This window comes from Pedobacter sp. 22163, assembly GCF_052045595.1.
Classification (GTDB): Bacteria; Bacteroidota; Bacteroidia; order Sphingobacteriales; family Sphingobacteriaceae; genus Pedobacter.
Genome location: NZ_JBQEPM010000007.1, coordinates 1 through 23,197, shown reverse-complemented (window position 1 = coordinate 23,197; position 23,197 = coordinate 1). Strand labels below are relative to the sequence as shown.

Sequence of the window (23,197 nt, the reverse complement as noted above, 5' to 3'; positions counted from 1 at the left end):
TAATCTTATTAATAATTAGAATGTTAGGTTAACGCCAAAAACAAATCTTCTGCTGGTCGGGTATCTGAAAGACGATATACCACCAGTTAAATCAACCTCAGGATCTACGCCCGAAAATTTGGTGGCTGTAAACAAGTTGTCGCCGCTGACATATAAACGAGCCGCATTTATCGAAGCTTTTTTTAACCAATTAGTCGGTAGATTGTATCCAATGGTTACATTCCTCAATCTTAAATAACTTCCATCCTCTAAGAAGCGTGTAGAGCTTTGGTGAGATTGAAGATTACCGCCAAATTTTGCCTGTGGATGGGTTGCATCAGTTTGGCCGGGGGTTGTCCACCTTACCGAACCTTTAGGTAAAACCTGTTGATTATAGCTTTCGTACACGCCATCATTATCGAAATAGAAACGACTATCGTTATACACCCAGTTGCCATACACAAAATTTAAAAATGCCGAAAGGGTAAAGTTTTTATAAGCCAATGTATTGGTTAATCCACCACTAAATTTTGGTGCTGATGATTTACCGGTATATTGTCTGGTGGCTTGGTTGTAAGTACTGGTTACACCCGTAGGGTCGTCTAGTTTTTCCCAAAGTGGTTTACCATCTGCTGGATTTACACCTGCCCACTTTTGCATATACCATTCATCCATATCATGGCCTAATGCTATTGGCTGTGTGCCACTATTTACTACCAATAAGCCCTGGTTTAACTCCATAACCTTGTTGCGGTTAAACGACATATTAAAACTGGTTTCCCAATTAAAGTCTTTCTGCTGGATATTTCTGGAGTTGATCGTAAACTCAATCCCCCTGTTTCTTACTGCACCAACATTTCTTCTAATGGTTCTATAACCAACTGTTGCAGGAAGTGGAACAGCAAATAACAGATCAGAATTGCGTTTATCATAGGCATCAATGGTAATGTCTATACGTTTAAATAAGCCAAAATCCAGGCCTAAATTGTATGCTCTCGATTTTTCCCAGGTCAAATCTGGATTGACAATTTGTGTAGGGAAGGCACCTGTTTGGTTATTATACGAAGCTGAAGCGTTTAAGTTATACAAGCCTAGCGATTCATATAGGCCATCCAGATTGTTATCTGCTCTGAAATTCTGATTTCCGGTAGTACCTAGGCTGACTCTTAGTTTTAGAAAGGTAAGCGTAGTATTGCTTTTTAAAAAGTCTTCATTGGATAAAATCCATGATGCGCCTCCCTGATAAAAAGTTGCAGCAGGATTGTTTTTTCCGAATCGCGAAGAGTATTCATTAACTACAGAGCCCACTAAGTAATACTTACCTTGATAGCTATAATCTGCCTGTGCCAGGTATTTTATATTTTGATACTGATCATATCTGCCAGTGGGTTTATTGTTAATCTCTGTTGCCGTATTTATCCCATCCAATCCGGCTGGTAAACCTTTTGCAGTAATTCCACTGGCATCATATTTATAACCTTCTATCTCCGCAACTCCTAAAACACTTAGGCTATGGTTGCCTAAATTTACATTGTACTTAATTCTGTTTGAAGATAAAAGTGTGGTAGAAAAGGTATTATTTAAAGATACAGTGCCCAGGTTTGCTGCACCGGACTGACTTCTTCTATCAGCATAACTATTTGATCTGCCGCTGGCAATTGTGGCCCTGTTATAACTGGAAATTGTTAGGTTTTTGAGTAGGTCATAATCCAGGTTTATATCACCTGTTGTGGTATAACTTCTTGCTTTTGAGTAATTGTATTGCAAGCTCTGTAAAAAATTCGAACGGTCTCTACCTTTCCAGGAAGGAATATTTCGTGGGTCAGTTGGGCTGGCATCTGCATTGTAAGCAGGGTCGTATGGCATATTTAAATAAGCCTGGTAAACGGCACTTTCAGGATTATAATTATCATTGATAACAATTCCGCTTAACAAGGCTGTTAATTTTAATTTTTTAGTCAACTGTGAGGTAAGGTTAGCCCTTAAACTATATTGTGTTTTATCGTTGTTGATTAAAGTTCCTTCTTCTTTAAAATAGTTGCCCGAGATATAAAATTGCGTTTTCTCGCTCCCTCCGGATGCGGTTAGCGTGTGGTTATTTACCATTGCTGTTCTAAAAGCCTCATTCCACCAATTGGTATTGGTATTTAATACTGAAGCTGCTGGCGGAGTAGTAAAGAAAGATTTCTGGTAGTCGTAAAGTTGCTGTGCATCCATCAGCTTAAAATTACCAGTGGTAGCCTTTGCGATGCCAATGGTAGCGTTTAGACTGAATCTGGTTTCTCCTGCTTTTCCTTTTTTGGTGGTTACAATAATAACCCCATTGGCAGCTCTCGATCCGTACAGACCTGTGGCAGCGGCATCTCTCAATATGGTAATATTATCCACGTCGGACGGGTTATAAGTACCACCAATGTTTCCGTCAACCACAATTAGCGGCCCGGTACCCGCATTAATACTGCCTACACCACGTACCACCACACTCGATCCCGCTGTTGGATCGCCAGAGGCAGAACTCGCCACTACACCGGGCGCTTTACCTTGTAACAGGTTGCCGAGGTTTACCGAGGTTACATCATTAAGCTGAGCGCCGCTTACGGTAGTTACTGCACTAGAAATTTCTGATTTCTTCTTTGTAGTATAACCTACAACGGTTACGGCGTCTAACTCAGTAGATTGATCTACTAAGGAAACATTAACAGAAGTATTTGTGCCAACTTTAATGGTTTGTGTGGTAAAACCCAAGGCTTTAAACTCCAGGGTATTCTTATCATCAGCGCTAATTGCATATTTTCCGTTTGCATCTGTTTGTACAGCAGTTTTTGTGCCCAGTACGGTTACGGTAATTCCCGGAAGCGGGAGTTTTTTACTGTCGGTTACCGTACCAGAAATAGTACGGTTTTGTGCCTTTACTACGAAAATACACGCAATAAAGGAAATCATTAAGAGAATTTTCTTCATGTTTTTTAGGTTAGTTACTGTTTTGTTATCTGTTGAGGGGCATTAATCAGATTAGGGAGGGCTAAAAGTTATTCTTAGGTTCATTAATAATATACTTTTTAGTAAAATGATTATTACTAAACTATAACCATAAAAGTCAAGATCAAACCGCGAATGCAGCGCAAACGTTTGCTTTAAATTGTATATAATGGATGATGTGCTTACTATTTAAGCGTTTTTTGAAGGGTGATAAATATGGTATGCCTATATTGGCGATATTATTAAGCGCAAACGTTTGCCCCTCTATGGTTTAATAGTAATCGGAATAATATTACTGGGCTATTATTATATGTAAAACGTCTGCAGATTACAAAGAGTAAAGGAAGGTTATGCAATTGCTTGAAGGAGATGAACGGATCATTCGCAAACTTTTTAACAAAATCGTAACTGGAGAACGTCATGAATCGGTTGTTTTACTGCAAATTGGCAAATATGAGCAGCGTTGTTTTACTGATTGGAGTATGGGATTGGAGCAGACTGATAGAGAACTTTATCAATCGCTATCTGGTCATTTCGATTTAAATGATGTAGTTTCAAAATGTGATAGGCTTGGTGTTGCCGATGTCCCATTACAGTTTTTACATTAGCTATCTTTAAATAATTAAGCGCCATTTGCCGACGTGCTTTATGGTCGAAACCATTAAAGCTGTGTAGTCGGTCTCTGTATCAAAAGATAGGTTTATTTTGTGATAAATGGATTACAATAAACTATGGTGTTAGAAAACAAAAACAACCTAATAACAGTTAACTTCGTATTAAGGTTATAATAAGTAGAGTTGATCGGATTAGCTTGATGATTTTTATCGAATGAAATTGTTAAATGATGTCACGTTCTTTTTGTTTTTCTGTCAAAACTTGTAAATTGCCTAAGTAAAAAGATACAAATTGTCAGTTTTTGATGGTGAAAAAATCCTTACAATAAACCGACAATAAAATATCTGTAAGCGGATGTTTTTGGCAAATGTCCCTTTAAAACCTTTAGAACACTTATTACGTAGATAGATATAAATAAAATAATATTTATCTAAACGATAATCTTACATTGAATTTTGGGTTCTCAGGCATTCAAAAGCCTCTTTATCCACCCATATGGCGCAATTGTTGATAAAATAAAGAAAACAGTACGTTCGTTTTTATAAAGTTATTTTATAGTTTAGGGACGTAGCTGTTAAGAAAGGTATTATGGAAGCAAAATTTTCACCACAGGTTAAAGATGTAATCTCTTTTAGTAGGGAGGAAGCGCTCCGCTTAGGGCACGATTACATCGGAACCGAGCATTTATTATTGGGCCTCATCCGCGAAGGCGATGGCATGGCTATAAAAATTTTACGATCGTTAGGGGTTGATACCGGTAAATTGCGCCGCTCAATTGAAGATGCCGTTCGCGGTACTTCGAGTGTTACAGTAAACTTAGGCAATATTCCATTAACAAAACAGGCAGAAAAAGTTTTGAAAATCACTTATTTAGAGGCCAAAATATTTAAAAGCGATTTAATTGGTACCGAACATTTGCTGTTATCGGTTTTGAGAGATGATGATAACATCGCCTCACAAATATTATTGCAATATGGTGTTACTTACGATGTTTTTAAACAGGAGGTTGAAGTGAATAAAAATGGTTTCAGAGATGATATCTCAAACAGTGCTTCTACTGGTGGCGATGACGATTATCGTGAAGAAGAAAGTTTTAGTACGCCTAAAAAGGTTTCAGATATAAAATCTAAAACCCCTGTTTTGGATAACTTTGGCCGTGATTTAACAAAAGCTGCTGAAGAAGGTCGTTTAGACCCTATTGTAGGCCGCGAGAAAGAAATTGAGCGTGTATCGCAGATTTTATCCCGCAGAAAAAAGAACAATCCGATTTTAATTGGAGAACCAGGAGTTGGTAAATCGGCAATTGCAGAAGGTTTGGCCTTACGCATTGTACAACGTAAAGTTTCGCGTGTGCTTTTCGGCAAACGTGTAGTTACATTAGATTTGGCATCGCTGGTGGCCGGTACAAAATACCGCGGCCAGTTCGAAGAACGTATGAAAGCCGTGATGAACGAGCTTGAAAAATCTACTGATGTAATTTTATTTATTGATGAGATCCATACCATTGTTGGAGCTGGTGGAGCCTCGGGTTCATTAGATGCATCGAACATGTTCAAACCAGCATTAGCAAGGGGCGAAATTCAATGTATTGGTGCCACAACATTAGATGAATATCGTCAGTACATTGAAAAAGATGGTGCTTTAGACCGTCGTTTCCAAAAAGTGATGGTAGAGCCAGCTACACCGGACGAAACTGTAGAGATTTTAACACGTATTAAAGATAAGTATGAAGAACACCATGGTGTAACTTATACTGATGAAGCTATTTTAGCCTGTGTTACTTTAACCTCGCGTTATATTTCCGATCGTTTCTTGCCAGATAAAGCCATTGATGCTTTAGATGAAGCCGGTTCACGTGTTCACTTAACCAACATCCACGTTCCTCAGAATATTATTGATATCGAAGCCAAAATTGAAGATATCAAATTAGAGAAAAACAAGGTTGTACGTAGTCAGAAATATGAAGAAGCTGCAAAACTCCGCGATACAGAGAAAAATCTAATTGAAGAATTAGATAAAGCTAAAGCAGAGTGGGAAGCTGAAACCAAAACTAAACGTTACGAAGTATCAGAAGATAATGTAGCCGAAGTGGTTTCGATGATGACTGGTATCCCGGTACAACGTGTTGGACAAACAGACAGTGCAAAACTGTTGAACATGTACGATAAAGTGGCTGAGAAAATTATCGGTCAGGATGATGCGATCAAAAAATTAACCAAAGCGATCCAGCGTACAAGAGCCGGATTAAAAGATCCTAAAAAACCAATCGGTTCATTTATTTTCTTAGGTCCAACAGGTGTAGGTAAAACAGAGTTGGCAAAAGAATTGGCGCGCTTTATGTTCGATAGTGATGATTCTTTGATCCAGATCGACATGAGTGAGTATATGGAGAAATTTGCAGTATCACGTTTAGTGGGTGCGCCTCCAGGGTACGTAGGTTATGAAGAAGGTGGACAGTTAACTGAAAAAGTAAGAAGAAAACCTTATGCTGTAATCTTATTGGATGAGATTGAAAAAGCTCACCCTGATGTATTCAATATCTTATTGCAGGTTTTGGATGAAGGCCAATTAACCGATAGTTTAGGACGTAAGGTTGATTTTAGAAATACAATCATCATCATGACTTCTAATATTGGTGCACGTCAACTTAAAGATTTTGGTCAGGGTGTTGGTTTCTCTACAGCAGCGAAAACAAACCAGGCCGATTCTCACAGTCGTGGTGTAATTGAAAGTGCATTAAAACGTGCTTTTGCTCCTGAGTTCTTAAACCGTGTTGATGATGTAGTGGTATTCAATAGCTTAGGTAAAGATGAAATTTTCAGAATTATCGATATCGAGTTAAAAGCTTTATTCGGTCGCGTTCATACCCTTGGTTATGAAATTGCATTAACTGATAATGCTAAAGAATATATTGCCGATAAAGGTTTTGATAGTAATTTTGGTGCTCGTCCGTTAAAAAGAGCAATTCAGAAATATTTAGAAGATCCAATTGCCGAAGAGATCCTTAAAGGCGAACTGGCCGAAGGTGATGTTTTGGAAATTGATTACGATAAAACTACTGAACTGATTTCAATCAATCACAAAAAAGGCGAAAAGAAAAAAGAAGAGCCGAAAAAAGAAGAAGATTCTTCTAGTAAATAAATAAGAAACTCCCGATGAAAATCGGGAGTTTTTTTGTTTAATATCACTGCAAAAATATGATGAATGCCGCTTTCGAAGTAATGGGAGAAGCTAAAACGGTTGATTACTGAGGCCAGGTTTTTGCAGTAAAATAACAAGCAAGAGAATTTACTAAGTAATTCAAATTAGAACTTTTAATTTGCGTCTAACGAAATATGTTCGTCATTGCGAGGCACGAAGATAACCGAACAGAGTGAGCTCATGAATGCCTTTAAAAGCAACTGCTAAAATGAATAATCTTAAAGCGCTCGCTACTAGCGATAGTTGTAAGATTGCTTCGTCGGCTGAAAAAGCCTTCCTCGCAATGACGATTTTTCTTTCCTTTTTCTGGAGAAACCATGATGAGCAGGCTTTTTAACAGTAAATTCTTTTCACATCAACTCCTGTAACCCCTTATAATACCGTTCATAATTTTCGGGTTCTGTGTTCAGAAATAGAAAGGGCTCGATGAGCTCTAATTCCATCAATAAAAATTCTCCTTTAACGAAAGTACCATCAACTCGTGCATAAAGGCAATTTTAAGCAAATAACGTTACATATTGCTGTGCTGTAGCAATCAGTTCTTCATTCGGTTTTTGCGGATGGACAGATCCACCATGCGCAGGCTGCACCCTAAAATCGCCAGCTTTAGCCTGTTTGATTAACGAGTGACTATATACTCCATTAAAGAAAACGAAAGACCATTCACCGTTTTCCAGAATCTCCGGTAGAAAAGGCTGAATGATAAAATCTTCATTCCGGATAAGGAGATTTAATTTTTGATTAACTTCATTTACATTATCTACAGTTACTTTAAATGTATTTTTTGCACCACCACTCACACAAGGTTTTACAATTAATTTATTGGTGTTAAATTTCTTAAAGAAATGCTCAAGATTTACGTTTCCTTTATTTTGAATGAAAAAACTAGGCGTAATTTTTAATCCGGCAGCTTCAATTTCCTGCAAATACTGTTTGTTTGCGTTCCACCTCACTACCTCAATGGGGTTAAGCAATTTTATATTTTTTGCTTCCAAATGATTAAGCCAGCTATAAAAGTCTTCAATCAGGTCAAAATAGTCCCATGGCGATTTTAAAATGGCAAGCGAATAACCTTCCCAATTTACCTGTTGATCGTTCCAGATTACTTTTTCAATGTTTAGTCCTTTTTCTTTCAGGAAATTTAAGAGTTTATCATCTTCGTTTTCAACTGTAGCGCTATCATAGGCTCCTTTATCCAGATAAGTTACTAATGCAATGTTCATGGCGTTAAAACTAAGTTTTATCAACGTGGATTACAAATCTACGGTTCAAAGCGTCGCGATTACAGATTGTTACCAACAATATTTGAGATGGCCGTGATGATAACACCACCACAGCCCTGAGCGCTTTCTCCTCAAAATTTTTAAAACAGACTCGCCTGATTACTCGGAATCTTGAATAAAGTATGGTCTAAAATAATATCCTTTACATTTAAGCCATTTAATCGGCAGTGCAGCCTGAAATTATCCCTGATCATCTGCGAGATATTGCCATCTCCACGCATCCGGTCGCCAAATCTGCTATCGTTAACATGCCCGCCATGGCAACTCTGAATCATGTGCCAAACTTTATCAAAACGATCGGGAAAGTTTTTGCGCAGCCAATCTTCAAATATCTGCCCAATAGCTCCATTTAGTCTTACAACGGTATAACCAGCCTTTAGCGCACCGGCATTGGCTACGGCTTTTAGAATTTTAGGAATTTCATGGTCGCTTAAACCAGGAACAAGAGGGGCAACCATAACACCCATAGGAATTCCATCTTTACTCAGTTCTTCTACCACCTTTAACCGCTGTTTGGCCGTTGTAGTTCGGGGTTCCATTACCTGCCGTAAATCTTCGTTTAAGCTATTAATGGAAACATAAACCATGCAGAGATTTAACTTCGCCATTTCCTGCAGAATATCCCGGTCGCGAAGAATAAGTGAATTTTTGGTAATCATACCAATGGGCTGCTTGTAGGCCAATGCAATTTCAAGCAACTGCCTGGTGAGTTTAAACTTTCTTTCAGCAGGTTGGTAGCAATCGGTATTACCAGAAAGGGAAATAGTGGTGGCATCCCAGCCTTTTTTCTCTAAAAACTTTTTAAATAATGTAGGCGCCTCTTTTTTAACGATTATTTTCCGCTCAAACTCTATTCCTGCGCTATAACCCCAATATTGATGTGAGTTGCGGGCATAACAATAAGTACAGCCATGTTCGCAGCCCTGGTAGGGATTTAAAGAATAAGCCATGCCTACATCGGGGCTGTCAACTTTGTTTACAATGGTTTTCGAATTTTCAAAAATAAAGGAGGTTTTACGATCGCTTTCCTCCCAATCATCTATTCCCTCATCATGTTCCTTTACATAAACATCCTTTAAAAATTTGTTATGTGGATTAACCTGAGCGCCCCGTCCTTTAAAATATTGTTTTTCTTCTTCGCCAATCATAGATTAAAATTACTAAAAATATTAGTAATTTTCTTTTCTAAGAATAGCTACTTTTCAACATTTTTAGTTTAGAACAATCCGCCATCTCACATTTTCCCTTACTTATTCTTAGGTTGCGGTACATAATCCATCGGTACCATATCGGCCACTTTTTCATAAGCCCAGAAACCTTTGTACAAGAGCGACCGGGAGTCGTAAATGCCGCCATTTTCATAGAAACGCACGCTTTCGCCGGTTAAGTTGGCAACAGAAATTTCATTTTCGGGTACATCCAAAGGCCTGAAGATCCAAAATCCTGTATTGGAATAAGCAAGAGATTCTTTTTCTTTGGTGTACTGGATCAGCAATGCATCTGTATAACTAAGGTATTTTAAGTTCTGGTTAAAATAGTGCACCAATGTATCGGTACGCACTTCCGCTCTCGAAAATTTATCAATGGTCCGGGGTATTTCTTTTTGTTTGGTCCAAAAGGCGAGCAATGCGGTATCTATTTTACCTTTATTCTGCCTGATGCCCGTTTTCTCGGGTACGGCCTTAATCTTTTCTAAATTGGCATTAATTAAATATTCAGGATAGCGGTTGGGGTTGGGCACTTTTACCATCTTGTTGATGATAAATCCTTCTTCTTGCGTTTTGTTGGCATAAAGGGAACGGAAGAAATGTTGCGAAGAACCATAGTAGGCAACCTCTCTGGCGGCGATATACTTCTTCTTTTTAGCTGCCGATGCTTTTAATTCCTCAAAAAATGGATGCCCGGAATAGTAAATAATGTGTGTTCTCGAATTATACTCAAAACGGTCGAGCATATATTTTAGGCGATAACCCAACGCTTTATTCTCTACAATCAGAAACTCGGTTGTAGAAACCGTTAAGGTACTTTTGGTAATGTCGAAATCTACATTTAAAACCTGCGGGTTTAATATCTTACACTGTGAGGCATTTGGAGTTTTACCAATAAAAAAATCTTTAAACTGGTTAATATATTTCTGACGGTTAGGATCGGCCCTGATTACAACTTCTTCCAGCTGCGCAACATTTTCTTTCAAAATCAGCTCTACCTGCACCGATTTATCGGAAATAATTACGCTTTTAGAATAGGGGAGGTAACCAACCAGCTGAACAAGCAGATCATAACTGCCAGGTTTTAGATTTGATAATTTAAATCGTCCGTCGTTATCAGCCACTGTAGCAATTTTATATCCACTTAAATAGATACTTGCGCCAGGTAATCCATCTTTTTGATCCCTAACCAAACCACTAATCGAGAAGGTGTTTTGAGCAATGGCATTAGTACCCAACATGATTAGCGTAAGGGCTACTAAAAGGCTTTTAATCATAGAGACGAATGTAACCAAAAGGCGTAATATTTATTAAAAACGCAAAAGATTTTTAACAAATTTAACATTTAATAGTAATCGTTATTTCGAACTGCAAGCGGATAATACAATTTGTCATCCTGAGTGAGCGAAGGATCTTTAAGAAGAGAATTTATTCAAAATAGATCAGGTTCATCATAAAGATTATTTTCTATTTGAAAACGAAAGGTCTGTTTTTCATGGCTAGCGCAGTCCCGCCATCGCTTGTAGTCCTCGTTGCGCTGCGCTTCACTGTGGGCTACCCGCTCTGTCGGGTTTATTAACAAAGTTAGGTGCTGCGTGGTTCCAAAACCCTCAATAGTATTACTGGCCTTGCGAGCTAAACCCGACCGCAGTGAAAAACCCACAGCCCGAAGCATGAGGGCGAGGATTTGTACGGAGGGCGGGAATTTCGAAACCATTAAGCACTGTATTTGCTTTTCATAAAATAATAAAGAAATACTTGGTCTCTAAGCCATAACAGACTTTTCTTTAACGGATTGAAGGTTATTTCCTTTCCAAATTGGCTGTAGGCAAATAATCCATAGGTACACTATCTGCAATTTTTTCCCAGCCCCAGTAACCAGAATAAATCATCGAACGAGGGTTGTATATAGATCCGTTTTCGTAAAAATATACCGGAACAACTTGTAAGGTGATGGTAGAAATCTGGTAATCTGGCATATCTAATGGCCTTGCAATAGACAGGCCGATCCGGTTGGCGTAAGAAGGATCTTCCCTTTCTTTGGTGTAAACAACATAAAGCTGATCAGTAAAATTGAAGCTTTTGATACTTTGATTCTTCATGTGTACCAATGTATCCTGCGTTACCGGAGCACGGCTTAAAATAGAAATCCCATTTGGAAGATTTTTCTTTTTTATCCAATAGCTCAAAGAATCTCCAAGTGTAAAAGTTAATGTGCGGGTTAAGCCATCCTGTGCTTTTGTTAAGCGTTTAATGTTGGCGTTAATCATACTGTCAGATGGTTTATCCGGATTTGATATTGTAACCAGTTTATTGATAATAAACCCCTCTTCAGTGGCGCGGTGATGATAAATAGATCTAAAAAAGTGTTGTGGAGAACCTAAATAAGCGGTAATCCGCTTTTGCTCCCAAATTTTCTTCCGGCGTGCCGATCCTTTTAAATCTTCATAATAGGGGAAACCTTCATAATAAATGATCCTGGTTTTGTTATCGTATTCAAAATTGTTCAGCAGGTATTTAATGCGGTATCCAAGTGCCTTGTTTTCAATAATCAGAAATTGGGTGGTTTTTACTGTAAGTTTATGTTCCTCTTTATCGTAATCAATAATCAGTACATTCGGGTTGATGAGTTTACATTGTTCTGCATTGGGGGTGGTGCCAATAAAATACCCCTTAAACATGGCAATATAATGTTCCCTGTTCGGATCGGGTTTAATGGTTACTTCTGCCAATTGGGTTACACTTTCTTCGAGGGTAAGATCCAGCTTTACGGCTTTATCAGCAATCACTACATTTTTGTTTAGAGCTTTATAGCCGATTAATTGTACTAAAATATCGTAGTTACCGGGCTTTAGCGGTAGTGTGTATGTGCCATCATTGTTAGAAACTGTTGCAATTTTATAACCGCTTACATATACGCCAGCCCCGGGTAAAGCCTCACCACGTTTATCTTTTACCATACCTGAAAGGATATAACTTTGTTGGGCAGAACAAAATTTGCCGATGGTTAATAATGAAAGTAGAAGTATAAAAGATTTCATTGATTAAATATAAACTAATTATTTAGTTTTGTTTAATGCCTGATGTAAAATTATTGGTGCTTTTCTTTTAGCTGTCAGATAGGACGATACAAATCTACAAAATCTATTTACAATCAGTCAGATGGTAACATCTGACAGCACAGCGATAGGAGATCAACTTGTTTCGAATAACTATTTATTTAATAGAGCTAGATGATAACATCTAGCATTGCATTTGCAAATGACAAGATCCTGAAATAAATTACCTTCGGTGAGCTCGCTAAGGCTCGGTTTACTGCTTAGCTTTCCGCTGCGCTACAGGTCAGGGCGACGAGCTATTAAAAACTAAGCTAACAACTCACGTGCATTTTCCATGGCAGATGAACCTGGGTTTTTCCCACTTAACATTTCAGCAATAACACCAATGCGTTCTTCTTGTTTAAGTTTACGGATGCCTGTTGTAGTTTTTCCATGATCTTCATTTTTATGAACAAAGTAATGTGATATTCCTTTAGCCGCAATTTGTGGCAAGTGGGTAATCGAAATTACCTGCATGTTCTGTCCTAAATCAGCAATTACTTCTCCAACTTTTAAAGCAGTTTCGCCAGAAATTCCGGTATCAATCTCGTCGAAAATAATGGTAGGCAGTGAGGTGTGTTTAGCCAACAGTGCTTTTATCGCCAACATCAGTCGCGATAACTCACCACCGGACGCTACTTTATTTACCGGGGCAGGGGCTTGGCCAGCATTGGCTGTAAAGAGCAGATTGATTTCATCCAATCCATCTTTATTCAGATCGGTCAATGGTTTTTGATCTAACACCAATTTGGCATTAAGCATACCTACCTGTTTCAAAGTAATACTGGTTTGTTCCTCAACCACTTTAATTGCTTTCTTGCGGTTGGCACTTAATTGATCGGCCTGTTTATATAATTCTTTATTAAGTTGATCTATTTCTTTCTGCAGTTTCTCAATATGCTCATCAGAAGATAACAGCTTGTTCAGGTTTTCTCCCAGCTGATTTTGAAATGCCAGCAATTCTGTATTATTGGCAAGCCTATGTTTTTGTTGCAGGGTATAAAACAGATCCAACCTTTGATTTACGATTTCTAACCGATCAGCGCTGTGTATGGTATTTCCTTCTATCGTAGAAACCTCATCGGTAATATCTTTTATTTCAATAATCGATGAGCGTAAACGTTCGTACAGCACATTAATTGCAGGATCGAATTTTTCTATACTCTGTAGCTGTAACGACGCTTCTTTTAAAATCTGGAGGGCAGAAGGTTCACTTTCGTTAATTAAACCGGAAGCGGTAAGTAAGGCTCTTTTTATGGTTTCGGCATGTGTTAAGCGTTCTAATTCTTGCTCCAAATCTTCCTGTTCACCTTCCTGTAATTTTGCCTGCTCGAGTTCGTTAAATAGAAATTGTTCATAATCTTGCTTATTTCTCGCTTCGTCTGCCTCACTAACCAATTTCTTCAACAGGTTGGTATCTTGTCTTAGTTTTTTAAACCCGCTGCGGTAATTAAACAATAGCGATTGATGGTTAGCTAAGGAATCGACAATTAACAGTTGAAAATCGGCATCATTAATCTCTTGGGTGGCATGCTGGGAGTGGATGTCGATCAGCTTTTCGCCAATTTGTTTAAGAATTGATAAATTAACCGGTGTATCGTTAATAAACGATCTGGTTTTACCGTCTATAGATATCTCTCTACGCAGCATACTTTCGTTCGAGAAATCTAAATCATTTTCTTCAAAAAGTTCTTTCAGGTTTTCATCTGCCAGTGCAAAGCTTCCTTCAATAACACATTTTTTATCCTGGTTAAAAAAGTATTTGCTTTCTGCGCGCTGGCCTAAAATTAGCGACAATGCACCTAAAATGATGGATTTACCAGCGCCTGTTTCACCTGTTATAATATTTAAGCCCTTATCAAATTCGATATCGAGACTGTCAATTAATGCGTAATTACGTATAGAAAGTTTTTGTAGCATAGCTAAGCAAAAATATTAAAATTTATTCAACAGGTGAATACAAAACAAAAACAGCGAAGAATAATCTTCGCTGTTCATGATCTGTTTGGTTTATGTTGTTATTTTATCGAAATATTAATTGTATTATCATTTGTAATTTTTAAGTTGGTTCCCTGAACATAAGTTTTTAGCGCTATTTGATCGGCATTGGTAAAATCAGATTTTTTATACGTTACTACAGCATTTAGTGTGTTCAAGGCTTTAACAGCACTGGTAAAATCTTGATTATTGTATAACATAACTGCCGGAGTTACCTATGAGCTTTTGTTACCACCTTCTACCTTTTCCTTTTTCTCTTTCTTCTCCATTTTCTCTTTCAGCTCTTTCACTTCGTTGTCGAATTTTTCTTTCAATTTCTTGTACTCTTCAGTTTGTCTAACCTTGCTGTTCGAGTTATCATTGTATTTAAAAGTTAGACCATCCGGAGTGCGTTGATAACCTTTAGCTTTAAATAGAGAATCAGCATGTAATATGCTTAAGCCAGATAATCTAGCGATTTCTCCTGATTTTAAAGCATGTACCCTGATATTCTCTATCTGCGCTCTAAATTCTGGCGTATTCATTTTGGCAGCCATATCTTCGCCCATTTTTTTCCATTTGGCCTGTGCTTCTGGAGAACCGAATTCTTTGTTCATATCTTCAGCCATTTTTTTCCATTTTGCCTGGGCTTCAGGAGAATTCATTTTCTTTTGCATTTCCTCTCCAAATTTTTTCCATTTGGCTTGTGCCTCTGGTTTGTTGTATTGTTTGGCAATATCCTCTCCGAATTTTTTCCATTTAGCCTGGGCTTCTGGCGAGCTATATTGTTTGGCTATATCCTCTCCAAATTTTTTCCATTTAGCTTGTGCTTCTGGTGAATTATATTCTTTATTTATTTTTGCAAGCAATAATGAATCGCTGAATTTAAATTTGAAATTACTGTCGGCATGCAGTCTGTAGATATTTTTCCCTGCAAAAAGCTCATCCCTGTAAAAATCTTTTCTCAGGCTATCTGGCATTTCTTTTACCGAATTATATTCGGTTTTTTTACCATCTGCATCAATGGTCACAATTTTAATTTTACGTTTTTTAGTGGTATCAGTGCAAACAATGGTTTTCACATCATGGTGGTTGATCACACTCAAAACCTCAACTTTAGGTGTTTTTTTATTTTCTTTTTTCTTTTCTGTTGGATTGATCCAGGCAATAGAAAACAAGCAGGCTACTCCTAAAGTTAAGGCTGCCATTTGTTGTTTGGCGTTTAAATAATTTGTTTTCATGTTGGTTATTCTTTTTATGCGTTGATACAAATTCTGGGTCTTGCCTGTTGCTGCTAGCGCATAAGCCGGACTGTTTTTGTCTTTTAATAGTTCGAGTTTAAGTAGGGCATGGGCATAATTCAGTGGTTTTCCGGTAATTTTTAATACCAGATCATCGCAGGCATGCTCGCGCTCAATGTGTATAAATCTACCCGCCATCCAAACAAATGGATTATAGAATAATAAGGTTTCTATAGCTGTTTTAATCAGGTTCAATAAGAAATCATTTCTTCTGATATGTGATAACTCATGGATTAATATTGCTTCTACCTGATCGTTGTCTAATTGGTTTACCAGAGCCAATGGAAATAATACCACAGGTTTTAAATACCCGATAACCAAAGGCACATTAACAATAGAAGACAAATGGAACTGGATAACTTTATTGATTTTAAGGTGGGCAGTTACCTGCTCGAAAATGGTTTTCCAACTATCTGGAATGGCACTTAAACTTTCTTTCTTAAGTTTTGAAAGCTGACCATAGCCTTTAACGATTACGAACAACTGAAGCAAAATTCCAATAATGTAAAATATTACTACAACAGGGAAATACTGCTCTGCCTTGCTGCTAAAACTTGGCGGTAGGTTGTTAAAGTATTGGTAAACCTGTATATTTTGTGCATTGATTGCGGGAGCCTGATTGTTTACATTCAATGTTAACTGATGAATGAAATTATAGCCAAAGCCAATAAACATTAAAATGATGGCGCCAAAAGCAAGGTTGTGCTTATGTTTTGCCGCCAGCTTCGGAATGCTGAGCATTACAATAAATAGGACGCCATAAATAATGGCGCTTTGCCAAAGTGAGTTTAAAATACTCCAGCCAAATGCTTTGATGAACTGTTGTAATAAAGTTTCCATAACAGTGGTTTTAATTTTTTATACCGGGGACAATCCGAAAATGTTAATGTCTAATTAGGGATCCAAACCCTACACCTTTCAACCTTCAACGCTAACCTTACTTTAGGCTATCTAAATACTTTTTTATTTCATCAATTTCATCTGCACTTGCACTGTGGTTACCCAAAGCCTGCATTACCAACCTTGCTGCCGATCCGTTAAATACGTTATCGATCATTTTGTTTACCAATTGTTTTTCAGTTTTATCCTGACTAACAAGCGCTTTATAGATATGCGTTTTTTGATTGGTATCTCTTTCTACCATTCCTTTCTCGTGCAGAATCTGCATCAGTTTTAAAGTTGTGGTATACCCAGAGTCTTTTTTATTCAATGCCTCATGAACTTCTCTTACCGTTGCATTCCCCTTTTGCCAAAGCACCTGGAGGATTTCCATTTCACCTTCTGTTGGTTTGATGTTATGATTAGTCATATGTTACAAGTTGTACGAATTATTTCGTATTCAAATGTACGAAGATATTCGTAAGATCAAAATATTTTAACAAATTTTTAACTTTATTGGTTAACTGTCGAAACTGGTTAACCGGTTAACTATGATACAAGACGCATGGGAAGGTAGAATGTTGCATGCCTATTTGGCTTTTGAAGGGAAAAACCCGGCTATGAAAAACTGACTTAGGTTATTAAACCTGATTGATGTGGATACCGGCCAGCGTTTAAGGCCTGTAGGCGTATGAACGAAAGCAGGACTGGCTTTAATTGAAATGCCGAGACTGTTTTTCTAAACAACTAATCACCACAAATAGAGAAACTACTTATCAGTTAACAGATGAAACTGGTTAATTAGTTTACTGACGGGCTTAAAATTATTTAGCACCTAATAATTCAGCCATTTTATCGCGTAATTCTTTTCCTTTAATATCCTTGGCAATTATTTTTCCATTAGGACTGATAAGTACATTTGCAGGTATAGTAGTAATACCGTAAAGCTTAGCTGCTTCGTTTTCTTTTTTAAGATCAGATACTTGCATCCATGGTAACCGGTCTTCCTTGATAGCGTTTAACCATTTGGCTTTATTTGCCAGTACATCGATTGACACACTTAAAACCGTAAAATTTTTCTCCTTGTATTTTTCATAAACAGCTAAAACATTTGGATTTTCTTCCCTGCAGGGCAGACACCACGAAGCCCAAAAATCAACAAGGACATATTTGTTTTGATAAGCTGAAAGTTTGATCGGATTACCATTTACATCATTTTGGGTAAAGCCTTTTGCCGTCATTCCTACAGAAATTTTTTTGCCCTTTAAAATATCTTTTGCTATATTTTTGCCTTCTGGCATCGCCTTCAGTTCTGTAGATAATTTTGAAAAACTTTGCTCTACCCGTGGCAGAAATTTACTGGTGCGTGCCATTTGACTTAAAGCCAATAAACTCACATAAGAATTTGGATGTGCATCTACAAAGTTAAACTGGATAGGAAATGTTTCGTAATATGCAGCAATGGCACTTGCTTTAGTTAGGTTTATCAATGTTGTATCCTTCAGTTCTTCTACGCTTAGTTTAGCAGGATCTTTTAAATTTTTATTTTTTTCATTAACAGGTTTTAATGCCGCATGAAGTTTAGCATAATCATTATTTAAAGGTGTTCCTGAAATAATAGAATTGTTTAGCGTGTCTGGAGAATTGAGTATAATTTGGCCAGCTTCGATATAAATATAAAATGAATCAGATAGCTCCGCTAACGCATAACGGGGATTTTCATTTCTACAAACAAAGCCTCTTGCCGCAACCTTACAAGTGCCTTTAAATTCGAATGAGCCTTTATTAATTACAGTAGAATCTTCAATTAATTGATCACCTTGTCGAAAGGATAAAAAGATCTTATCGCCATCTTTATAAGCCTTGCCAAATCCTTTAACGCTGAATGAAGATTGTGCCAGCAGACTTAATGGTAAAAGACAGACCATAATTAATACAAATCTTTTCATCATTTTTAAAAATTTTATTTCAGCTACCGCAACACAATTAACTGCTTAACCAAAAAACTAATTTTTCTTCAGTCCTTCGTATTTTCCAATATTCGCCGGATCGATTTCTGCCAGCATATTGTAAGCTTTCATGCGTTCCTGGCCGTTTAGTTTAGAAAGTACATTGGTTACTTCTTCGGCTTTTGATGCGAAATAAACATTAGGGAAAATGGAGCCTAGTTTCTGCTTGTCCATTTGTTGAAGGGCAGGTAGAGCAGCAACAATTTGTGTTAAACCCTTATCATTATCGGTAAGCTGATCCAGGCCGTTTAAATGGTAGCTATAGATGAAATTGCGCAGCTCACTAAAAATAGGATTCAAAACGTTTTCGTTAAACCAAAAACGGTTGCGTAAACCATCAGCCGCTCTCCAGCCGGTATTGCCCGAAGCTTGCGCCAGATTAATGATGTTCTGTGCTTTTTTATAAAACGGAGTTCCGCCCATTTTGCCGAAACTATCTTTATCCATTCCGATGATGGTATAAGCGTAGTAGGTGAGGAGGGCACTGATATTGGAAATATAATTCTGATCAGAAAAGTCGATTGTCGCGCCATCATTGAAATTAAAATCAAAATTCTTATCACTCATATTTAACAAAGTGCTATTGTAAGAGCTGTTAAAAACCGGGCGACTGCTTTGAATCTGTGCTTCGGCAATATATCCGGAACCACCATCCCATGCATTGATGGTTATGACAAAACTACATTCAATCCGTTCCTGAGGTTTATAACTTTCGTTGCTGAACTTGTTATTGTTTAAAAAATCGCGGATTGTTTTTTGCAAAGCATCTAAAGTTGGCTTACTAATGTTCGATACCTGGGGAGCTAGCAAAGTTACCCTTGCATTTAACTCCTGCGCCTGTAGTTTCCCGAAGCCAATCAATAACAATATCCAAACAATCTTTTTTATCATTTTGCAATTTTTAAAATGGCCGCACAGATATCTTTAGCAACAGCTGTTTTCGATTTCATCTCAAATACAGTGCGTTCCAAAGCTTTGTTAAAAATAGTAATTTTATTGGTATCTGATTTAAAACCCGCGCCCTTATCATTTAAAGAATTTAAAACCACCAGGTCTAGGTTTTTCTTCTCTAGTTTGCCTTTGGCGTAATTCTCTTCATCATTGGTTTCTAAAGCAAAGCCAACCAAAATCTGGTGCGCTTTTTTCGTTGTACCTAAAGAAGCAAGTATATCAGTTGTTTTTTCCAGTTCCAAAACCAGGTCGCTATCCTGTTTTTTGATTTTTTCTGTGGCAACCAGTTTAGGGCGATAATCAGCCACAGCGGCACACATTACAGTAATATCGGTATCAGGGAATACCGATGAACAGGCATCGAACATTTCCTGGGCACTTACTACATCGATTCTTTTTAAAATTTGAGTAGATTTTTGGGCTGTTGGTCCGGCAATTAAGGTAACATCAGCTCCCAGGCTGGCCAGTTCATCAGCAAGTGCGAAACCCATTTTGCCTGATGAGTGATTGCCAATAAAACGCACCGGATCAATCGCCTCGTAGGTAGGACCAGCAGTAACCATTACCTTTTTGCCAAATAAAGGCATCGATCTTTTAACGGCATCGTCTAGAAAGGAAACAATTTCTTCAGGTTCTGCCATTCGGCCTTCGCCCCAAAGTCCGCTGGCAAGTTCGCCATTGGCAGGTGCAATAACCTTATTATCAAAACTGATAATCTTTTCAATATTAGCTTGTGTCGTTTCATGCTTCCACATGTCCAGATCCATTGCCGGGGCAACATAAACCGGGCATTTGGCCGAAAGATAAACAGCCGTTAATAAATTATCGCAGATACCTGTTGCCAGTTTGGCCAGCGTGTTGGCACTTATTGGAGCAATGATAATGAGATCGGCCCATAAGCCTAACTCAACATGGTTACTCCATACGCCAGTTTCTTCTTCGAAGTATTGGGTATAAACAGGGTTTTTAGAAAGCGTAGCAAGGGTAAGTGGTGTAATGAAATTAGCACCATCAGGGGTAAGAATAACCTTTACGTTTGCGCCAGCTTTTACAAGCAGCCGAACTAAAAAAGCCGACTTATATGCTGCGATGCTACCGCAAACGCCAAGGATTATATTTTTATTTTTTAGCATAGTGCGCAGAGTACATAAGGCATGGAGCATAGAGCGTAGTGCTAAACGCTTTGCCCTAAACGCTATACGCTACGCCATTTACTTTTGTTCTTTAGCAGGATTTCTGTGATAAATTTTCTCGTTCAAAAATTCATCAATAGCAACCAAAACAGGTTTCGGCATGCGCTCGTAATGTTTACTGATTTCAATCTGCTCACGATTTTCGAAAATTTCTTCTAAATTATCGTTGCTTGAAGCAAATTCTGCCAATTTACCGTGTAACTCTTCTTTAACGTTGTTCGAAATCTGATTTGCTCTTTTAGCAATTACCACTAAAGATTCGTATAAGTTATCTGTAGTTTTATCTAAATCGTGTACGTTTCTGGTTACTGTAGTATTTGGTACAGCAGGTTTGTTAGTATTCATGTATTACTTGTTTTTAATATTCGTATTATCAGCATTAGTTGGTTTTGTAGAAACGGTATCTTTTAATTTACCAGTTCTGATCAACATTTGCTTGTATTTTTCCTGATCAGCGGCATATAATGCCAATTCTTGTTTTGTAGCTACAATACCAGCCTCTACATCATCCTTAAGTACCTTTGCATCTTTAGTGTACTTACTATCAGGATGGTTTTCAGTAAACTCAGTATATAAAGCAAGTGCTTCATTATAACGATCTTCCTGGCGGATGATATAACTGTTTTTCGCGTATAAATATTGCGCTTTAATCATCAGAAAATCCATTTCTTCAGCATATTTAATATCTGGGTAATCTCTTTGCGCATTTTTTAAGGCAATAACAGCCGCTCTGTAATTATCTACATTACTTGGCCCGGTGGTTAAGTACATTTTGGCATTTTCAAATGCTTTGTCCTCTAATTTACCCCTTAACGTGGCAATATATTTGCCAGCGGCAGCAGCACGATCACTGGTAGGGTATAAGTTGATGAATAATTGTAGCGCATCTATAGCTTTATAGGTGTTTTCCTGATCTAAAGAGAAATTTGGAGATTCTAAATAGAAACAGTAAGCACCCATGTATCTCGCTTCTTCGGCATTTTTACTTGCTGGGTAGGTATCTGCAAAACTTTTAAACTGGTATCTGGCAGTTGTGTAATCACTTAATCTATATAAAGTATAAGCATAATAATAGTTCAGATCCTCAGCTTCGGCACGGCCACGATATTTTTGAGAAAGATCCTCAAAAAGCACCAATGCTTTACTGTAATCGCGTTTATTATACAAACGAAGCGCCTCTTGGTATTTTTTTGCAACGTCATTACTCGCTCTCAATTTCTCGAAACGACTTTTACAACCCGCAATACCCAAAGCGGCAACAAATACTAAAATAATTAAGTGTTTAACTTTAAACATTCTGCAAAGATAATTAATAATACGATAACATCAATAAAAACAATTGGCCGCTAAGCTATGCAAAGCAATTCAGTACAATATAACAGTTAACAATTTTTAACATATATATAGTGTAACCTTATTTTTATGCTATCTTTTGTTTCTCTACTATATTGGTATGTCTTTAGTCGGTAACTCCTGAGGTTAAATACGCTCGGTATAACTTCGGAGGTTTGCCTATTAATACATTGTTTATCTTTTTAGTAAAGCAGGTTTAGTATTACTATGAAGGTTTGTTCCCGCTTTTCATTTCTCCCGACTTTACGTCGGGATCCATTGCAATCGGGTTTATTTTGCAGCGTCTTCCGAAGTTTAAAAGGCATAGGTGCAGGGAAAACTTCGGAAGTCTATTCTGTCCGTACAGGTTATTCCTACATTATATATAAGAGTGCTTTTGTTTTTTTATGAAAAGCAGGTTCTGTGCTATTATGAAGGTGTGTTCCCGCTATCCGCTTTATCCCGATGAAAAAAAATCGAGATGTCCGCTGCTATCGGGTTTATTTTGCAGGGTCTTCCGAAGTTTTAAACGGCCGGGCGCAGGGAAAACTTCGGAAGTTTCAGGCAATGGGCGCTTCATATTTAAACCTATCAGGTTTTAAAAACCTGATAGGTTTGTTGGGGCGGGTGGTAGAAACAGCTGTTCCCTCAAAAAGTTTTGCTGTCTGCAAAACTTTTTCGTGTTGAAAACCATACACTTACATTAGCCCGTGCACTAATCTGTATATTTTATTTGCCCTTACGATAAAAATCCCTACTTTTGCATCCCGCTTCGGAGGAAGGGTTTGGTTGAAAAGATGGCGCAGGAGATAAGGAGGGCAGGATTTATTTTAAAATAAATGTTGCGGGAGATGAAAAGATTGCTACCTTTGCAGCCCGGATCGGAAGAACGGAAAGCTGATTAAAATCGGCATATTGAAAAGCAGACAGGGGATAAGAGAAGAAGAAAAAAATAAAATTTATTTTATTTGGAAGTTTAAAAAAGATCCTTACCTTTGCACTCCCAACCGAAAGGAAGGGTAAAAAAGTTGGAGCAGCGGATGTTGCACAAACAACAAAACAAGATTGAGATAAACAGAAACACGGAGAGACGAACAAGACTTTTCCGAACTGAAGTTTAACGATATATAGATGACCGGCCGTGAGGCTTACCTGGTCAACAAGTTCTTAAAAGAGATGTCAATGTAGCGTA

Annotated in this window: 16 protein-coding genes; 2 read left to right on the top strand and 14 right to left on the bottom strand. The window is 37.8% G+C overall.

Annotated elements, in window-relative coordinates; all coding sequences use genetic code 11:
• Positions 1 to 15: 15 nt before the first annotated feature.
• On the bottom strand, positions 16 to 2,940 hold the full coding sequence (locus tag ACTJKN_RS18180) for a SusC/RagA family TonB-linked outer membrane protein (RefSeq protein ID WP_440827174.1): 2,925 nt from the start codon (positions 2,938 to 2,940) through the stop codon (positions 16 to 18).
• 368 nt (positions 2,941 to 3,308) lie between these two features.
• Here ACTJKN_RS18180 and ACTJKN_RS18175 point away from each other — a divergent pair, with 368 nt between their 5' ends.
• Together ACTJKN_RS18175 and ACTJKN_RS18170 are read left to right on the top strand one after the other, a co-directional pair.
• On the top strand, positions 3,309 to 3,566 hold the full coding sequence (locus ACTJKN_RS18175) for a BLUF domain-containing protein (protein ID WP_440827173.1): 258 nt from the start codon (positions 3,309 to 3,311) through the stop codon (positions 3,564 to 3,566).
• A 595-nt stretch (positions 3,567 to 4,161) separates the two neighbouring features.
• Positions 4,162 to 6,714 carry an ATP-dependent Clp protease ATP-binding subunit gene (locus ACTJKN_RS18170; RefSeq protein ID WP_057934605.1) on the top strand — a complete coding sequence of 851 codons (2,553 nt, stop codon included), beginning with the start codon at positions 4,162 to 4,164 and terminating at the stop codon, positions 6,712 to 6,714.
• A 557-nt stretch (positions 6,715 to 7,271) separates the two neighbouring features.
• Here ACTJKN_RS18170 and ACTJKN_RS18165 read toward each other — a convergent pair.
• The 13 genes from ACTJKN_RS18165 to ACTJKN_RS18105 all read right to left on the bottom strand — a co-directional run bounded on the left by ACTJKN_RS18165 (position 7,272) and on the right by ACTJKN_RS18105 (position 21,969).
• Positions 7,272 to 7,997: an ATP-grasp domain-containing protein gene (locus ACTJKN_RS18165; RefSeq protein WP_440827172.1), complete on the bottom strand. Its 726-nt coding sequence runs from the start codon at positions 7,995 to 7,997 to the stop codon at positions 7,272 to 7,274.
• Between the two features lie 140 nt (positions 7,998 to 8,137).
• Complete coding sequence (locus ACTJKN_RS18160) at positions 8,138 to 9,205, bottom strand: PA0069 family radical SAM protein (RefSeq protein ID WP_440827171.1); 1,068 nt, start codon at positions 9,203 to 9,205, stop codon at positions 8,138 to 8,140.
• 98 nt (positions 9,206 to 9,303) lie between these two features.
• The gene (locus tag ACTJKN_RS18155) at positions 9,304 to 10,542 is read right to left on the bottom strand and encodes a carboxypeptidase-like regulatory domain-containing protein (protein WP_440827170.1); all 1,239 of its coding nucleotides are present in this window, start codon (positions 10,540 to 10,542) and stop codon (positions 9,304 to 9,306) included.
• A gap of 525 nt (positions 10,543 to 11,067) precedes the next feature.
• On the bottom strand, positions 11,068 to 12,306 hold the full coding sequence (locus ACTJKN_RS18150) for a carboxypeptidase-like regulatory domain-containing protein (protein WP_440827169.1): 1,239 nt from the start codon (positions 12,304 to 12,306) through the stop codon (positions 11,068 to 11,070).
• Positions 12,307 to 12,630: 324 nt separating this feature from the next.
• Positions 12,631 to 14,283, bottom strand: a complete 1,653-nt coding sequence (recN, locus tag ACTJKN_RS18145) for a DNA repair protein RecN (RefSeq protein WP_440827168.1) — start codon at positions 14,281 to 14,283, stop codon at positions 12,631 to 12,633.
• Positions 14,284 to 14,381: 98 nt separating this feature from the next.
• Positions 14,382 to 14,561, bottom strand: coding sequence for a hypothetical protein (locus tag ACTJKN_RS18140; RefSeq protein ID WP_440827167.1), 180 nt, complete (start codon positions 14,559 to 14,561; stop codon positions 14,382 to 14,384).
• A 15-nt stretch (positions 14,562 to 14,576) separates the two neighbouring features.
• On the bottom strand, positions 14,577 to 16,481 hold the full coding sequence (locus ACTJKN_RS18135) for a M56 family metallopeptidase (RefSeq protein WP_440827166.1): 1,905 nt from the start codon (positions 16,479 to 16,481) through the stop codon (positions 14,577 to 14,579).
• A gap of 97 nt (positions 16,482 to 16,578) precedes the next feature.
• On the bottom strand, positions 16,579 to 16,950 hold the full coding sequence (locus tag ACTJKN_RS18130) for a BlaI/MecI/CopY family transcriptional regulator (RefSeq protein WP_029279745.1): 372 nt from the start codon (positions 16,948 to 16,950) through the stop codon (positions 16,579 to 16,581).
• Between the two features lie 394 nt (positions 16,951 to 17,344).
• A complete protein-coding gene (locus tag ACTJKN_RS18125; RefSeq protein WP_440827165.1) occupies positions 17,345 to 18,472 on the bottom strand; it encodes a redoxin domain-containing protein in 1,128 nt (375 codons plus the stop codon).
• A 54-nt stretch (positions 18,473 to 18,526) separates the two neighbouring features.
• Positions 18,527 to 19,420 (bottom strand): DUF4835 family protein, encoded by an 894-nt coding sequence (locus tag ACTJKN_RS18120; protein ID WP_440827164.1) that lies wholly within the window; start codon positions 19,418 to 19,420, stop codon positions 18,527 to 18,529.
• Entirely contained in the window at positions 19,417 to 20,613 is a 1,197-nt protein-coding gene (coaBC, locus tag ACTJKN_RS18115) for a bifunctional phosphopantothenoylcysteine decarboxylase/phosphopantothenate--cysteine ligase CoaBC (RefSeq protein ID WP_440827163.1), read from the bottom strand. The genes ACTJKN_RS18120 and coaBC overlap by 4 nt, the downstream gene beginning before the upstream one ends.
• A gap of 78 nt (positions 20,614 to 20,691) precedes the next feature.
• Positions 20,692 to 21,018, bottom strand: a complete 327-nt coding sequence (locus ACTJKN_RS18110; RefSeq protein WP_025145617.1) for a DNA-directed RNA polymerase subunit omega — start codon at positions 21,016 to 21,018, stop codon at positions 20,692 to 20,694.
• A gap of 3 nt (positions 21,019 to 21,021) precedes the next feature.
• Positions 21,022 to 21,969 (bottom strand): outer membrane protein assembly factor BamD, encoded by a 948-nt coding sequence (locus tag ACTJKN_RS18105; protein ID WP_029279752.1) that lies wholly within the window; start codon positions 21,967 to 21,969, stop codon positions 21,022 to 21,024.
• Positions 21,970 to 23,197 lie beyond the last annotated feature (1,228 nt).

Excerpts from the sequence above, each read along its gene's own strand:
- ACTJKN_RS18180 (WP_440827174.1), bottom strand. The coding sequence starts at position 2,940 with ATGAAGAAAATTCTCTTAATGATTTCCTTTATTGCGTGTATTTTCGTA.
- ACTJKN_RS18135 (WP_440827166.1), bottom strand. The coding sequence starts at position 16,481 with ATGGAAACTTTATTACAACAGTTCATCAAAGCATTTGGCTGGAGTATT.
- ACTJKN_RS18120 (WP_440827164.1), bottom strand. The coding sequence starts at position 19,420 with ATGATAAAAAAGATTGTTTGGATATTGTTATTGATTGGCTTCGGGAAA.
- ACTJKN_RS18130 (WP_029279745.1), bottom strand. The coding sequence starts at position 16,950 with ATGACTAATCATAACATCAAACCAACAGAAGGTGAAATGGAAATCCTC.
- ACTJKN_RS18165 (WP_440827172.1), bottom strand. The coding sequence starts at position 7,997 with ATGAACATTGCATTAGTAACTTATCTGGATAAAGGAGCCTATGATAGC.
- recN (WP_440827168.1), bottom strand. The coding sequence starts at position 14,283 with ATGCTACAAAAACTTTCTATACGTAATTACGCATTAATTGACAGTCTC.
- ACTJKN_RS18125 (WP_440827165.1), bottom strand. The coding sequence starts at position 18,472 with ATGATGAAAAGATTTGTATTAATTATGGTCTGTCTTTTACCATTAAGT.
- ACTJKN_RS18175 (WP_440827173.1), top strand. The coding sequence starts at position 3,309 with ATGCAATTGCTTGAAGGAGATGAACGGATCATTCGCAAACTTTTTAAC.
- ACTJKN_RS18160 (WP_440827171.1), bottom strand. The coding sequence starts at position 9,205 with ATGATTGGCGAAGAAGAAAAACAATATTTTAAAGGACGGGGCGCTCAG.
- ACTJKN_RS18155 (WP_440827170.1), bottom strand. The coding sequence starts at position 10,542 with ATGATTAAAAGCCTTTTAGTAGCCCTTACGCTAATCATGTTGGGTACT.
- coaBC (WP_440827163.1), bottom strand. The coding sequence starts at position 20,613 with ATGCTAAAAAATAAAAATATAATCCTTGGCGTTTGCGGTAGCATCGCA.
- ACTJKN_RS18110 (WP_025145617.1), bottom strand. The coding sequence starts at position 21,018 with ATGAATACTAACAAACCTGCTGTACCAAATACTACAGTAACCAGAAAC.
- ACTJKN_RS18150 (WP_440827169.1), bottom strand. The coding sequence starts at position 12,306 with ATGAAATCTTTTATACTTCTACTTTCATTATTAACCATCGGCAAATTT.
- ACTJKN_RS18140 (WP_440827167.1), bottom strand. The coding sequence starts at position 14,561 with ATGTTATACAATAATCAAGATTTTACCAGTGCTGTTAAAGCCTTGAAC.
- ACTJKN_RS18170 (WP_057934605.1), top strand. The coding sequence starts at position 4,162 with ATGGAAGCAAAATTTTCACCACAGGTTAAAGATGTAATCTCTTTTAGT.
- ACTJKN_RS18105 (WP_029279752.1), bottom strand. The coding sequence starts at position 21,969 with ATGTTTAAAGTTAAACACTTAATTATTTTAGTATTTGTTGCCGCTTTG.